General features: G+C 70.9%; 15 protein-coding genes. 7 read left to right on the forward strand and 8 right to left on the reverse strand.

Features of this window, described 5'->3' with window-relative positions:
- Nucleotides 1-19 precede the first annotated feature (19 nt).
- The 4 genes from G6N16_RS14775 (at nucleotide 20) to G6N16_RS14790 (ending at nucleotide 4,480) form a co-directional block, all read left to right on the forward strand.
- Nucleotides 20-682, forward strand: coding sequence for a precorrin-8X methylmutase (locus tag G6N16_RS14775; protein ID WP_083029946.1), 663 nt, complete (start codon nucleotides 20-22; stop codon nucleotides 680-682).
- Nucleotides 679-2,148: a precorrin-2 C(20)-methyltransferase gene (locus tag G6N16_RS14780; RefSeq protein WP_083029945.1), complete on the forward strand. Its 1,470-nt coding sequence runs from the start codon at nucleotides 679-681 to the stop codon at nucleotides 2,146-2,148. Before G6N16_RS14775 ends, G6N16_RS14780 begins: the two co-directional genes overlap by 4 nt.
- 35 nt (nucleotides 2,149-2,183) lie before the next feature.
- Entirely contained in the window at nucleotides 2,184-2,474 is a 291-nt protein-coding gene (locus G6N16_RS14785; protein ID WP_083029944.1) for a YiaA/YiaB family inner membrane protein, read from the forward strand.
- A 137-nt stretch (nucleotides 2,475-2,611) separates the two neighbouring features.
- Complete coding sequence (locus G6N16_RS14790) at nucleotides 2,612-4,480, forward strand: DUF4139 domain-containing protein (RefSeq protein WP_083029943.1); 1,869 nt, start codon at nucleotides 2,612-2,614, stop codon at nucleotides 4,478-4,480.
- Here the strand turns inward: G6N16_RS14790 and G6N16_RS14795 are convergent.
- The 4 genes from G6N16_RS14795 to G6N16_RS14810 are packed head-to-tail and all read right to left on the reverse strand — an operon-like array spanning nucleotide 4,467 to nucleotide 7,853.
- Complete coding sequence (locus tag G6N16_RS14795; protein WP_083029942.1) at nucleotides 4,467-5,186, reverse strand: cobalt-precorrin-6A reductase; 720 nt, start codon at nucleotides 5,184-5,186, stop codon at nucleotides 4,467-4,469. The two genes, G6N16_RS14790 and G6N16_RS14795, sit on opposite strands and share 14 nt — an antisense overlap.
- The gene (gene cobM / locus G6N16_RS14800; RefSeq protein ID WP_083029941.1) at nucleotides 5,186-5,938 is read right to left on the reverse strand and encodes a precorrin-4 C(11)-methyltransferase; all 753 of its coding nucleotides are present in this window, start codon (nucleotides 5,936-5,938) and stop codon (nucleotides 5,186-5,188) included. The genes G6N16_RS14795 and cobM overlap by 1 nt, the downstream gene beginning before the upstream one ends.
- Nucleotides 5,935-7,110, reverse strand: coding sequence for a precorrin-6y C5,15-methyltransferase (decarboxylating) subunit CbiE (gene cbiE / locus G6N16_RS14805; protein WP_083029999.1), 1,176 nt, complete (start codon nucleotides 7,108-7,110; stop codon nucleotides 5,935-5,937). Before cbiE ends, cobM begins: the two co-directional genes overlap by 4 nt.
- Nucleotides 7,107-7,853 carry a decaprenylphospho-beta-D-erythro-pentofuranosid-2-ulose 2-reductase gene (locus G6N16_RS14810; protein WP_083029940.1) on the reverse strand — a complete coding sequence of 249 codons (747 nt, stop codon included), beginning with the start codon at nucleotides 7,851-7,853 and terminating at the stop codon, nucleotides 7,107-7,109. The genes cbiE and G6N16_RS14810 overlap by 4 nt, the downstream gene beginning before the upstream one ends.
- Before the next feature lie 35 nt (nucleotides 7,854-7,888).
- Between G6N16_RS14810 and G6N16_RS14815 the strand changes: the two genes are divergently transcribed.
- Nucleotides 7,889-8,308, forward strand: coding sequence for a F420-dependent biliverdin reductase (locus G6N16_RS14815; protein WP_083029939.1), 420 nt, complete (start codon nucleotides 7,889-7,891; stop codon nucleotides 8,306-8,308).
- Nucleotides 8,309-8,336: 28 nt separating this feature from the next.
- Here the strand turns inward: G6N16_RS14815 and G6N16_RS14820 are convergent, their stop codons facing one another.
- On the reverse strand, nucleotides 8,337-8,864 hold the full coding sequence (locus G6N16_RS14820) for a hypothetical protein (protein ID WP_083029938.1): 528 nt from the start codon (nucleotides 8,862-8,864) through the stop codon (nucleotides 8,337-8,339).
- A gap of 133 nt (nucleotides 8,865-8,997) precedes the next feature.
- Nucleotides 8,998-10,128 carry a M24 family metallopeptidase gene (locus tag G6N16_RS14825; protein ID WP_083029998.1) on the reverse strand — a complete coding sequence of 377 codons (1,131 nt, stop codon included), beginning with the start codon at nucleotides 10,126-10,128 and terminating at the stop codon, nucleotides 8,998-9,000.
- Nucleotides 10,129-10,169: 41 nt separating this feature from the next.
- Between G6N16_RS14825 and G6N16_RS14830 the strand changes: the two genes are divergently transcribed.
- Both G6N16_RS14830 and G6N16_RS14835 read left to right on the forward strand, forming a co-directional pair.
- Nucleotides 10,170-10,601 (forward strand): nuclear transport factor 2 family protein, encoded by a 432-nt coding sequence (locus G6N16_RS14830; RefSeq protein WP_083029937.1) that lies wholly within the window; start codon nucleotides 10,170-10,172, stop codon nucleotides 10,599-10,601.
- Nucleotides 10,602-10,605: 4 nt separating this feature from the next.
- Nucleotides 10,606-11,562 (forward strand): 5'-3' exonuclease, encoded by a 957-nt coding sequence (locus tag G6N16_RS14835; protein WP_083029936.1) that lies wholly within the window; start codon nucleotides 10,606-10,608, stop codon nucleotides 11,560-11,562.
- 3 nt (nucleotides 11,563-11,565) lie between these two features.
- Here the strand turns inward: G6N16_RS14835 and G6N16_RS14840 are convergent, their stop codons facing one another.
- Both G6N16_RS14840 and G6N16_RS14845 read right to left on the reverse strand, forming a co-directional pair.
- Nucleotides 11,566-12,024 (reverse strand): DUF1942 domain-containing protein, encoded by a 459-nt coding sequence (locus G6N16_RS14840; RefSeq protein ID WP_083029935.1) that lies wholly within the window; start codon nucleotides 12,022-12,024, stop codon nucleotides 11,566-11,568.
- 86 nt (nucleotides 12,025-12,110) lie between these two features.
- Complete coding sequence (locus G6N16_RS14845) at nucleotides 12,111-12,956, reverse strand: DUF4333 domain-containing protein (protein WP_083029934.1); 846 nt, start codon at nucleotides 12,954-12,956, stop codon at nucleotides 12,111-12,113.
- Between the last annotated feature and the right edge of the window lie 13 nt (nucleotides 12,957-12,969).

The raw sequence follows: 12,969 nt of genomic DNA on the forward strand, positions 1-12,969 counted from the left end.
ACCCACCTAGGCTAACCCGGTGCTCGACTACATACGCGACGGTACCGAGATCTACCGGCAGTCGTTCGCCGCGATCCGGTCCGAGGCCGACCTGTCGGCGTTTCCCGGCGACGTGGCGGCGGTCGTCGTTCGGATGATCCACACCTGCGGGCAGGTGGATCTGCCCGAGCACATCGCGTTCACCCCGGGAGTCGTCGAGCGGGCTCGCGCCGCACTGGCCGTCGGGGCGCCGGTGCTCTGCGATTCGTCGATGGTGGCGGCCGGGATCACCCGCCCGCGGCTGCCGGCCGACAACGAGGTGATCGCCCTGGTGGCCGATCCGCGGGCGCCGGAGCGGGCCGCCGCGACCGGCAACACCCGCTCGGCCGCCGGGGTGGAGTTGTTCGCCGATCGCCTCGCCGGCGCGGTGGTGGCGATCGGCAATGCGCCCACCGCACTGTTCCGGCTGCTGGAGTTGCTCGACGAGGGCGCTCCGGTGCCCGCCGCGGTGCTGGGCGGCCCGGTCGGGTTCGTCGGATCGGCCCAGTCCAAGGAGGAGCTGATCCGCGATCCGCGTGGCATGGACTACCTGGTGGTGACCGGCCGCCGGGGTGGCAGCGCGATGGCCGCCGCGGCGGTCAACGCGATCGCCAGCACCAGCGAGTCGACCGTGTCGGCCGGGCGGCGAGGTGGCACCGAATGAGCCCGGGCATCCTCTACGGGGTGGGCCTGGGGCCCGGGGACCCGGAGCTGGTGACGGTCAAGGCAGCCCGGGTGATCGGCGCGGCCGACGTGGTGGCGTATCACAGTGCCCGGCACGGGAAGTCGATCGCGCGCCGGATCGCCGAACCCTACCTGCGTGCCGGCCAGACCGAGGAGCACCTGGTGTACCCGGTCACCACCGAGACCGTCGACCATCCCGGCGGTTACGCCGGGGCCATGGAGGACTTCTACGCCGAGGCCGCCGCGCGCATCGCCGCGCATCTGGAGGCCGGCCGGGATGTGGCGCTGCTGGCCGAGGGCGATCCGCTGTTCTACAGCAGCTACATGCACATGCACTCCCGGCTGACCGAGCGGTTCTCCGCGGTGATCGTCCCCGGGGTGACCGCGGTGAGCGCGGCTTCGGCGGCGGTGGCCACCCCGCTGGTGACCGGCGAGGAGATCCTGACCGTGCTGCCGGGCACCCTCGGTGGCGCCGAGTTGACCCGGCGGCTGGCCGACACCGACGCCGCGGTGGTGATGAAGCTGGGCCGCTCGTTCCCGAAAGTGCGCCGCGCCCTGGAGGATTCCGGCCGTATCGGCGACGCCTACTACGTCGAGCGGGCCAGCACGCAGGATCAGCAGGTGGCACCGGCGGATCAGGTCGACGCCGACACGGTGCCGTATTTCTCACTCGTTCTGGTGCCCGGTGGCCGCCCGGTCGACCACGCAGGGTCCGGCGCGGTGGTGGTCGTGGGCCTGGGTCCCGGAGATCCGGAGTGGCTGACCCCGCAGAGCCGCCGGGAACTCGCCGCGGCGACGGACCTGATCGGCTACGGGCCCTACCTGGACCGGGTGGCACCGCGGGCCGGTCAGGTCCGGCACCCGTCGGACAACACCGATGAGCCGGAACGGGCCCGGCTGGCCTGCCGGCTGGCCGCCGAGGGACGACGGGTCGCCGTGGTGTCCTCCGGGGATCCCGGGGTGTTCGCGATGGCGACCGCCGTGTTGGAGGAGGCGGTGAACCACCCCGGCGTGGACGTGCGGGTGATCCCGGCGATGACGGCCGCCAATGCCGTCGCGAGCCGGGCCGGGGCGCCACTGGGGCACGACTACGCCGTCATCTCGCTGTCCGACCGGCTCAAGCCGTGGGACGTCATCGAGGCACGGCTGCGGGCGGCGGCCGCCGCCGATCTGGTGCTGGCGATCTACAACCCGGCATCGAAGTCGCGGACCTGGCAGGTGGCGGCGATGCGGGATCTGCTGTTGGAGCACCGGGACCCGTCGACGCCGGTGGTGCTGGGCCGCGATGTCGGCGGTGCGGGCGAACGGGTGCGGGTGGTGACGCTCGGCGAGCTGGACCCCGGGGAGGTGGATATGCGGACACTGCTGATCATCGGCTCGTCGCAGACCGTCCGCGACGGAGACCGGGTGTTCACCCCGCGACGGTATCCGGGAGCAGTTGAGTAGATTTGCCCACGGATGCCCGGGTGAGCATTTTCGGCATGGAAACACCACAACCGCTGCTCCGTACCACCTACGCCTACTTCGTCCAGTCCGCGATCGCCTTCGGGGTGTCGTTCGGCGCCCTGGCGATCGGCGTCACCTTTCTACCGATCTCGGTCTGGCAGCGCGGCTTCCTCGCCGTCTGCGGGCTCTTCCTGGTGACGAGTTGCTTCAACCTGGCGAAGGTCATCCGCGACCAGCACGAGGCACAACTGATCCGCAACCGGGTCGACGAGGCGCGCATCGAGCAGATGTACGTCGACCACAATCCGCTCAAGGGCGTCGGCTGAGGCGTTCCCCCACCGATCCGGCCACCGACACCGACGTGTCGGTGGCCGGACACGTTCATCGGCACGTTCAACCAGATCCTCGCCACGCCCGGCGGAGTCCCCTCCGGCGGTGACGTGCACGCCTACCCTGGGGCACCATGAACACTCCCCCGGTTGACCGGCTGGTCCTCTACAAGCACGGCATTGCGCTGGTGGGGCGCAGCGGACCCGTCGACGGGGATTTCGAGCTGACCCTGCGCCGCGAGGACATGCCCGACGTGCTGAAGTCGCTGTCGGTCGAGGTTGCCGACGGCGCGGCGTCGGTGGGTGCCATCTCCTTCGACTCGCCGTCGGAACCGGCGCGCGAACTGGCCGAGCGAAACCTGCTGCTGGGCTCCGGTGCCGCACTGGTCGGACTGCTGGACGCGGTCCGCGGCCGGATGGTCGAGGTCGATCTGGGCGAGGGTGTTCGCCGGCGCGGCGAAGTCGTCGGCGTCGATGATTCAGGCCCGGATCGCCGAGTGCTGTTGCTGCGCACCGAATCCGGCACGGTGAGCCTGGTCGATCTGGCCGGTGCACACGGTGTGCAGCTGGCCGAGGAGCCGTCGCGCCAGGACCTGGACTACCTGGTTGACCGTTCCCGGGCGGCGTCGGCCGGCCCGACCTGCACGGTCGGGGTGGTGGTGCGGGGCCGGGCCGAGCGGGTGGCGCTGTCCTACATCGTTCCCTCGCCGATGTGGCGGGTGTCCTATCGGCTGGTCCGCACCGGTGAGCGGTTGGCGCTGACGGCGCTGGGTCTGGTGCACAATCCGCTCGACGAGGACCTGCGCGATGTGGCATTGACGCTGACCACCGGGCAACCGGTGAGCTTCGACATCGACCTGTATCACCCGCGCACCGTGCACCGCGCCGTCATCGAGGAGCGGGAACGCGGTGCCGACCTGATGGTGGCCGGTGGTATCGCTCCATCGCCCCCGTCCGGTGCGGGACCGGTGAGCAGGTCGATGGCCGCACCCGCAAACGCCTATGCCGTCGATCGCGTCGAAACCGGTGACCGCGGTGAGTATTTCGAGTACCGGATCCCCGCAACGATGTCGATCAAGCGCGGCGGTGCGGCTATGGTCCCGCTGGCGGTATCCGAGGCCGACGACGTCCGGCGCGAACTGGTGTGGGCCGATGGCGAGGATCGAGCACCCGACATCACCCTGACCTTCACCAACAGCACCGGCATCGTGCTGGAGGAGGGCCCGGCGGTGATCTACGAGGACGGCGGCTACGCCGGCGAGGCCATGGTGGACTTCACCGCCCGCGGTGCCACGGTCCGGCTCGCGTTCGCCAAGGATCTGGCGGTGCGCTGCAGCCGGGATGCCGACGTCATCACCGTGGCAGTTCGCGTTCAGCTGGCCCAGGAGGCCGCCGTCGAGGAACGGCGCCGACAGAAGCAGCACACCCTCACCGTGGAGAATGACCACGACGAGCCAGTGACCGTGGTGTTCGAACTGTCTGCTCACCCCGATCATCTGCTCAGCCCCGCGCAGAATGCGACGGCGCTGCCCCCTCCAGGCCGACACACCCGTCGTTTCCAGGTGACCGCGCCCGCGCACGCCACGGCGACGGCATCGGTGCTGGAGACGTGGTCGGACTACACCCAGATCGACTACCAGCAGCTGGCCCCCGGCCGGCTCGATGATTGGCTGGCCGGCCGGTCCCTGGACACCGAGACCATCGGAGCGCTCTCGGGTGTGCTGGGCAACTGGGAACAGGCCAAGCGGCTCGACGCCCGCTGCGAACAACTCACCGTCGAGCGCGACGACGTGTTCGCCGCCCAGTCCCGGATCGCCGAGCAACTCGCGGTTCTGGGGACCGACGGGCCGGAGGGCGAGCTGCGGGCGCGTCAGGTCGGCGAGCTGCAGCGACGTATCGCCCAGGTCACTGCCATCGAGGCAGGTATCGCCGAGGTCCGCGCCGACGCCGCCGCGGCTCGCCAGGCGGCCACCAATGCTCTGGGCGCTCTTATCGGCTCCTGACCCAGGCCACCGCGTCGTCGACGGTGCCGACGGACGGCACGTCCGGCGCCGACGGCCGCGCGATCATCACGATGTCGATGCCCATGTCGGTGGCGGCGTCGATCTTCGCCCGGGTCATCGATCCCCCGCTGTTCTTGGTGACCAGCGCATCGATCCGGTGCTCGCGCAGCAGTGCCCGCTCGCCGTCGTAGGTGTAGGGACCGCGGGACAGCAGTACCTCGTTGCGCTCAGGCAGGGTGTCGGGTTCCGGGGGCGTGACGGCGCGGATCAGAAACCACGCCGGGCTGCCCGCGAAGGCCTGCGTTCCGGAGCGTCCGGTGGTCAAAAACACTCGCCGGTAACCATTTTTGTCGACGACGGCGGCCGCCTCGGCGTTGGATCCCACCGTGATGGCCCCGGCTGGGTCCCAGGCGGGCCGGGCCAGCCGCAGCAGCGGGAGTTCCAGGGTTGCGCACGCCGCGGCCGCGTTGGCGCTGATTCCCGCCGCGAACGGGTGGGTGGCGTCGACGACCGCGTCCACCCGGTGCTGTCCCAGCCAGCCGATCAGCCCGTCGACACCGCCGAACCCGCCGATGCGGACCTCACCGACGGGCAATGCCGGGTCGGGCACCCGCCCGGCCAGGGAACTGATCACCTCGACGTCGGGGTGCAGCCGAGCCGCAAGCGCGCGGGCCTCGGCGGTGCCGCCCAGCAACAGGATGTGCATCAGTGCCTCGTTCCCCGCCGGCGCCCGGTGGAGTACAGGTAGCTGTCGGTGAATCCCTCCGCGGCCAGCACGTCGCCGACGAAGATCACCGCGGTCTTGGTGATTCCGGCGAGCCGCAGCGACGTGGCGATGGTGTCCAGGGTTCCGCGCACGACGGTTTCGGTCGGCCAGCTGGCGTAGGCCACCACCGCGACCGGGGTGTCCCCGGCCAGCCCGCCCGCGCGCAGATCGGCGACCACCGTGTCGATCTGGGCGGCGGCCAGGTGCAGCACCAAGGTACCTTGCCCGGCCAGGCTGCCCAGGTCTTCGCCGGCCGGCATGGCGGTGGACAGCGTGGCCACCCGGGTCAGCGTCACCGTCTGGGCGACACCGGGCACCGTGAGCTCGCGGCCGAGAACCGCGGCGGCCGCGGCGAACGCCGGCACCCCGGGCACCACCTGGTAGTCGATGCCGAGTTCATCCAGGCGGCGGCACTGTTCGGCCAGGGCGCTGTAGAGCGACGGGTCCCCGGAGTGCAACCGGGCCACGTCGTGACCGGCCGCGTCCGCCGCGGTGAGTTCGTCGACGATCTGTTCCAGCGTCAACGGCCCGGTGTCGACGACCCGGGCGTCCGGCGGGCACAGCGCCAGCAGGTCCTCGGGCATGATGGACCCGGCGTACAGGCACACCGGGCAGTGCTGCAGCAGCCGCTGGCCGCGGACTGTGATCAGGTCCGCCGCGCCGGGTCCGGCGCCGATGAAATAGACGGTCATCGGATCAGTGTCCACTGGGTGACCGGGAAGGCGGGCCGCCACCCGGTGAAACCGCCGATCGGCTCACCGCGGTAATGCTGGAAACGCTGGAGTTCACCGCCGAATTCCGAATGGTTCTGTATCAGAACGGCTTCCGACTCGGCGGTGACGGCGTTGGCCACCAGCCTGCCGCCCGGCCGGAGTCGCCGCAGACAGGCTGTCAGCAGGCCCGGGGTGGTCAGTCCCCCGCCGATGAAGATGGCGTCGGGGTCCGGCGCGTCGGCCAAGGCGTCGGGCGCCGCTCCCCGTAGCTGCAGGGTTACCCCGAATGCCGTGGCGTTGACGGTGATTCGCGCAGCACGTTCCGGGTCGCGCTCGAATGTCACCGCCCGGCAGCCGTTTCCGGCGCGGCACCATTCGATGGCGATGCTGCCCGACCCCGCGCCGACGTCCCAGAGCAGCTCACCGGGTCGCTGAGACAGCGCGGCCAGGGTGACCGCGCGCATCGGTTGTTTGGTGAGCTGGCCGTCGTGCGCGAATTCCGTATCCGGCAGCGGCGTCAGAATCCGCGCGTCCGGGAGGTAGTGCACGGCAATGATATTGAGTGGATCGATATCGGTCGGCGGGTTCTGCGCCCACTGCTCGGCGGTGCCGGCGAGACGGCGCTCGGCCGGCCCACCGAGGTGTTCCAGGACGGTGAGCTCGGAGTCGCCGCGGCCGGTGCCGGCCAATAGCCGGGCCAGCGCGGTCGGGGTGGTTTCGTCGCGGGACAGCACGACGGCGCGCCCGCCGCGGCGCACCGCGGTGACCGGTTCGGCGTCGACGACCCGGATCACCTCGGTGCCCTCGACCGGCCAGCCCAGCCGGGCGCAGGCCACCGCGACGCTGGACACCGCCGGGATCACCCGGACCCGCTCGGCACCAAACGTCCGGGTCAAGGTGGTGCCGATGCCGTGCAGCAGTGGATCGCCGGAGGCCACGACGTGCTGATCACCGTCCTGACCGCCGAACAGGCCGGGCAGGGCGGGCAGCAGTGGCGATGGCCAGGGGCGCCGCTCGGCGGTGACGGTGTCATCGAGCAGGTCCAGCTGCCGGGGCGCCCCGTGCACGACGGTGGCCCGGCGCAGTTCGGCGCGGGCGGGCTCCCCCAGGCCGGCCATGCCGTCGTCGCCGATGCCGACCACCACGATCATCGGGGCATCCTGCGCCACACCGATCTCGGCACGAACCGGGTGGCGAACGCGAGCACTCCCACCGTCCGCGGCACCCACACCGATCCCCTGCCGCGCCGCAGCGCCCGCACGGCTGCCTCGGCGACCTGCGCCGGGGTGCTGGCCAGCGGTGCGGGGTCCATGCCGGCGGTCATCCGGCCGATGACGAACCCGGGCCGCACGATCAGCAGCTGCACGCCGGAGCCGTGCAGCGCGTCGGCCAGACCGCTGGCGAACCCGTCGAGGCCGGCCTTGGCGGATCCGTAGACGTAGTTGGCGCGGCGCACCCGGGCGCCGGCGATCGAGGAGAACACCACGATGCGGCCGCGGCCGGCGCCGCGCATCCGCTGGGCCAGCAGGGTGAGCAGGTTTACCTGGGCGACGTAGTCGGTGTGCACGACGGCCACCGCGTGCTCGGCGTCGACCTCGGCGCGGGCCTGGTCGCCGAGCAGCCCGAAGGCCAGCACGGCGGTGTCGATCGGACCGTGTTCGGTGACCAGTTCGTCGAGAACGGCGGCGTGTGACGGCAGGTCGTCGGCGTCGAAGGCCTTGACGTGCACGGCGTGGGCGCCGGCCGCCCGCAGCGCGGCAACCTGGCCATCGAGGCGATCGGCGCCGCGGGTGGTCAGCACCACGGTGGCGTCCGGGCAGAGCCGAAGCGCCAGCTCGCCGCCGATCTCGCTTCGGCCGCCGAAAATCACCACTACTGCAGGAGTGTCTGCCACGCAGGTGATTATCACCTGCGCTAGCGTGGACGGTGATGCCGCACGCAACGACTCGCCTTACCGACGACGCCCTGACCTTTCTCACCGAACGTCATCTGGCGATGCTGACCACCCTGCGCGCCGACGGATCACCGCACGTCGTGGCCGTCGGGTTCACCTTCGACCCGAAGACGCACATCGCCCGGGTGATCACCAACGGCGGGTCCCAGAAGGCCGTCAACGCCGAGCGCGGCAAGGTCGCCGTGCTGAGCCAGGTCGACGGCGCCCGCTGGCTGTCCCTGGAGGGCACCGCCTCGGTCAACACCGACTCCGACGCCATCCGCGACGCCGAGCTGCGTTACGCCCAGCGCTACCGCACCCCGCGGATCAACCCGAACCGGGTGGTCATCGAGGTGCACATCGAGCGGGTGCTGGGTTCCTCCGGCCTGCTCGACCACGGCAAAACCGTGGACTGAGGGCCCCGGCCCGGGGTGCGGGGTCGAGTCAGAATGTCGAGCTGCCGTCCGGGCCCAGCACGAACCCGTGCGGAGTCGCTGGGGTTGAGTCGCCAGGCGCCGGGACGGTGTGCACGATGCAGGCGGTCATCGCCTGGTCGACTGCGCAGGTGCCCGTCCATACGCCCCGGGTGTACACGACCTTGCTGCCGGCCGGCAACAACTTCGAATGCCCTGGAGTGGACGCCGAGTCGGTGAACTTGCCGGCTTCCAGGTAGCTCGCGGTGGCGGTGTTGTTGTCAACCCCCGGAATCGCCCCGGTGCAGGTGGCGATGTCCCACTGACCCCGGATATTGATCACCACGCTGCAGTTTTGGCCCGCCGGGGTGCTGAACTGCACGCTGCTCACCGCGCCGTTGTAGCCGCTGGTCGGGATGGCGACGACATAGTCGGCCGTGTTCACCGCGGTGTAGCGGTCCAGGTCTGGGAATTGCGGTTCGGCGTTGGCCGGCGGCACCAGCGACAGACCGGCGACGGCCAGAGCTCCGATGCATCCGACGGTCCCGATGGTCTTCATCCTGCCAAGTTAACACCGGCGCGCGGCACCTCCCCGACGCTTTTTCCGGCCTACCCGAGGCTCACTGGATGTCCGCGCGGGCTGATTGTGCGGCACAGACTCAGCGGTCGGAGGCGCCGGCAACAATACGCCGCTACTCGGCCACCGGCACGACGACGAGCTCATGCGGCCGGGTGTTGAGCGGCTCGGCACCGTCGTCGGTCACCACCACGATGTCCTCGATGCGCGCACCCCAGGCGCCCGGGAAGTAGATGCCCGGCTCCACCGAGAACGCCATGCCCGGCGCCAAAGGCAGGTCGTTGCCCGCAACGATGTAGGGCTCCTCGTGCACCGACAGGCCGATCCCGTGCCCGGTGCGGTGCACGAAGTACTCGGCCAGACCCGCCCGCTCGAGTACGTCGCGCGCGGCGGCGTCGACCTGCTCGGCGGTGACTCCGGGCCGCACCGCGGCGACCGACGCCCGCTGCGCCTCCAAAAGCACCGAATACTGTTGCGCCACCGCCGGATCGGGCTCACCCAAACTGTAGGTGCGGGTGCAGTCGGAGTTGTAGCCCGGGTCGACGGGTCCGCCGATGTCGACGACGACGACGTCCCCGGCCTGCAGCGTCCGGTCGGAGACCTCGTGGTGCGGGTCGGCTCCGTGCGGTCCGGAGCCGACGATGATGAACGCCGCCTCGGTGTGCCCCTCGGCGAGGATGGCCGCCTCGATATCGGCGGCGACCTGCGCCTCGGTCCGTCCCGGCCGCAGGAACTCCGGCACCCGTGCGTGCACCCGGTCGATGGCCGCGCCGGCCCGGCGCAGCGCGTCGATCTCGGCCGGGTCCTTGATCATCCGCAGCGACCGCATCACCTCGGTGGCCAGCACCGGCAGCGTCTGCAGCCGATCGGCCAGCGGCAACAGGTGCAGCGCCGGCATCGCGTCGGCGACCGCCGCGGCCGCCGGGGCACCGCCGAGGGCCGCGGCCACCAGCGCGTACGGGTCGTCGCCGTCGACCCAGTCCGACACCGTCACCGCCAGGTCGGGCACCGCGGATTCCCGCAGCGCCGCCAGTTCCAGCCGGGGCACCACGATGGTCGGCGTGCCGGCGGACGGGATCACCAGCGCGGTGAGCCGCTCGAACGTCTGCGCCCGGGACCCCACCAGGTAGCGCAGATCGTAGCCGGGGGTGATGACCAGGCCGTCGAGTCCGGCGGCGGCGGTCACGGCGGCGGCTGCGGTCAGTCGGTCGGCGTAGACGCGGGTTTCGAAGCGGCCGGCAGTCATGGCGTCCACCCTAGTAGAGGGCCTGCGCATACCATCGGACGGTGGAATCCTGGGAATTGACTGCGCGGGAATGCATTCGTGACACGCTGGCCCGCTACACCTGGTCCGGCGACGCCGGCCGCATCGAGGACCTGGCGGCCTGCTTCTGCGCCGACGGCGAGCTGGAGATCCGCGGCGAAGCGGTGCTGGCCGGCCGCGCGGCGATCGTCGCGCGGCTCGCGGCGGTGACCGCCGCCCCGGCGGCGGCCGGTCTGCGGCGCATCGTGCGGCACAACGTCGCCAATGTCCGGTTCACCAACGTGACGCGCGAGAGCGCCGAGGTGTCGTCGTATTTCACCGTGTTCACCGAGATCGGGCTCGATCACTACGGCCGCTACCGGGACGTGTTCGTACCGGTCGCCGGGGACTGGCTGATCGCGCACCGGCTGGCCGCCACCGATTGGAGCGCCGAGAACTCGACCATGGTTGGCTGAGAGGATGACTGCTCCCCTGGTTCTGCTCGACGGCGCCAGCATGTGGTTCCGCTCGTTCTTCGGCGTGCCGTCGTCGATCACCGCGCCCGACGGGCGCCCGGTCAACGCCGTGCGCGGATTCCTCGACGCGATGGCCACGGTGATCACCGCCCAGCAGCCGCACCGGCTGGTGGTGTGCCTGGACCTGGACTGGCGGCCGCAGTGGCGGGTCGACCTGATCCCGTCGTACAAGGCGCACCGGGTCGAGCAACCCGGGAGTGCGGGAGACCCGGACGTCGAGGAGGTGCCCGACGAGCTGACCCCCCAGGTCCAGATGATCGCCGAGCTGCTGGACGCGTTCGGCATCGTCACCGGCGGGGCGCCCGGTTTCGAGGCCGACGACGTGCTGGGCACGCTGGCGGCCCGGGAGATCGAGGATCCGGTGGTCGTGGTCAGCGGGGACCGTGACCTGCTGCAGGTGGTGACCGACGAGCCGGTGGCTGTGCGGGTGCTCTACATCGGGCGCGGGCTGGCCAAGGCAACGCTGTTCGGCCCGGCCGAGGTCGCCGAGAAGTTCGGACTTCCGCCGCAGCGCGCCGGCGCCGCGTACGCGGAGCTGGCGGTGCTGCGCGGTGATCCGTCCGACGGATTGCCCGGGGCCGCCGGTATCGGCGAGAAGACCGCCGCAACGCTGCTGTCCCGGTACGGTTCGCTGGCTGGGCTCCTGGAAGCCGCGACCGACCCGGGTTCCGGTGTGGCAAAAGGGGTCCGGGCCAAGCTGGCCGCCGCGGCCGACTACCTCGAGGTCGCGGTGCCGGTGGTCCAGGTGGCCACCGACGCCCCGGTGGCACTGTCCCGGTTCAGCGACGCACTGCCGCGAACGGCGCTCGACCCCGCACGGGTGGCCGAGTTGGCCGCCGCGTACGGGGTCGAGTCGTCGATCAAACGCCTGCAGAAGGCGCTCGACGGGTTGCCGGATTGACCGTCAGTGCCAGCACATCCGGTCGGTGACTCCGTCGTTGTAGACCACCCGGGTCGGCGCCGGACCGGTCACGTCGAAATAGATGTTGCCGTGGGACTTCTGTCCCTGCTCCAGGGTCGCGCCACTGAGCGATTCCGGGCCCACCGCCCAGTACAGCGGCCGGTAGTTGGTGCCGTCGGCGGCGCGGGCGTTGAAGAACGGAATGACCGGGGTGACCGACCCCTTGACCGCCGCGACGTCCACGCTGACTTCCCACAGCTTGCCGTGGACGTCGGCGTTGGTGATCGTGTCATCGCTGGGCTCGAGCTCCTCGAGCGTGTAGGCGATGGTCACTCCGCCGTCGGTGAGTTCCTGCGTCGCACCGAATTTGCCTCTTCCGTCGGCTGTCGCCGGTGCGGCGACGGCCAATGCCAGACCCACGGCGATCGGCGCCGCTACCAGAGTCCGTTTCGTGAACTTCATCGTGCCCCCTTGTTGGCGTAAGAAAGTTACTTACCCAATTTAACTGTTGCCGTAGGGGTTTAGAAGTCCGGCGACGGTGACGCGGGTTACTTGGGGCGGCCGACCTCGTAGGTGCCCTTGTCGTCGGTGAAGGTGACACTCACCTGACGCTTGGCGCCGTCGATGCTGACCTCGCAGGTGAAACTGTCACCCTTCTTGACGTCGGGGTTGTTGCCGTTGTTGCACTTGACGTCCTTGACGTTCTTGGCGCCGTACCCGTTGGTGTCGTCGGTCAGGATCTGCTGCACGCCCTGCTGAGCCTTGGTGATGTCCAGGGTGGTGGTGACGAAGAACCCGGGCTTCCAGAAGCCGGTGATGAGCACGGCCGCCACTACGACGGCGGCGACCACCGCGGCGATGATGGTGATGTTCTTCTTCGACGACTTGTCCGCCTCGGTACCGGCAGCTCCGGGGGCGCCGGGTGCGGCCTGGCCGGGCGCGCCGTACTGCGGGGGCGGGCCATAGGGAGTGGCGGGCTGGGCGCCGTACTGCGGGTAGGGGGCCTGACCCGGCGCGGCCGGGTAGCCCGGGTAACCCGCGGCGGCGGGTTGTCCGTAACCGGGTGCGGGGGCCGGGGCCGACGGCGGTGCGGTGTAGGTCGGCTGTGCCTGCGGCGCGGCGTAACCCGGCTGCGCATACGCGCCGGCGCCCTGGGGCGGGTAGGCGGTGGTCGCCTGATCCGGCTGGCCCGGGGGCACACCCTGGCTCGCCGCCGGCGGACCCCACGCGGGTGCCGCGGGCGGGGCGGCGGGGTTCGGAGCGATGGTGGTGGCCTGGTCAGCGGGCGGGACGGGCTGCTGCCAGGCGGACGGCGCCTGCCACGGCGTCTGCGTGGTCGGCTGCTCCGCGAAACCGTCACCCTGTGCCGGGTCGGCGCCGTGCGGTCCGCTCATCGTCTCTCCTCAA

The sequence above is a fragment of the Mycolicibacterium insubricum genome, assembly GCF_010731615.1.
GTDB lineage: Bacteria > Actinomycetota > Actinomycetes > Mycobacteriales > Mycobacteriaceae > Mycobacterium > Mycobacterium insubricum.

Coding starts and splice junctions, on each gene's coding strand:
- G6N16_RS14785 (WP_083029944.1), top strand. CDS start 2,184: ATGGAAACACCACAACCGCTGCTCCGTACCACCTACGCCTACTTCGTC.
- G6N16_RS14790 (WP_083029943.1), top strand. CDS start 2,612: ATGAACACTCCCCCGGTTGACCGGCTGGTCCTCTACAAGCACGGCATT.
- cbiE (WP_083029999.1), bottom strand. CDS start 7,110: ATGATCGTGGTGGTCGGCATCGGCGACGACGGCATGGCCGGCCTGGGG.
- G6N16_RS14825 (WP_083029998.1), bottom strand. CDS start 10,128: ATGACTGCCGGCCGCTTCGAAACCCGCGTCTACGCCGACCGACTGACC.
- G6N16_RS14820 (WP_083029938.1), bottom strand. CDS start 8,864: ATGAAGACCATCGGGACCGTCGGATGCATCGGAGCTCTGGCCGTCGCC.
- G6N16_RS14835 (WP_083029936.1), top strand. CDS start 10,606: ATGACTGCTCCCCTGGTTCTGCTCGACGGCGCCAGCATGTGGTTCCGC.
- G6N16_RS14845 (WP_083029934.1), bottom strand. CDS start 12,956: ATGAGCGGACCGCACGGCGCCGACCCGGCACAGGGTGACGGTTTCGCG.
- G6N16_RS14815 (WP_083029939.1), top strand. CDS start 7,889: ATGCCGCACGCAACGACTCGCCTTACCGACGACGCCCTGACCTTTCTC.
- G6N16_RS14795 (WP_083029942.1), bottom strand. CDS start 5,186: ATGCACATCCTGTTGCTGGGCGGCACCGCCGAGGCCCGCGCGCTTGCG.
- cobM (WP_083029941.1), bottom strand. CDS start 5,938: ATGACCGTCTATTTCATCGGCGCCGGACCCGGCGCGGCGGACCTGATC.
- G6N16_RS14840 (WP_083029935.1), bottom strand. CDS start 12,024: ATGAAGTTCACGAAACGGACTCTGGTAGCGGCGCCGATCGCCGTGGGT.
- G6N16_RS14780 (WP_083029945.1), top strand. CDS start 679: ATGAGCCCGGGCATCCTCTACGGGGTGGGCCTGGGGCCCGGGGACCCG.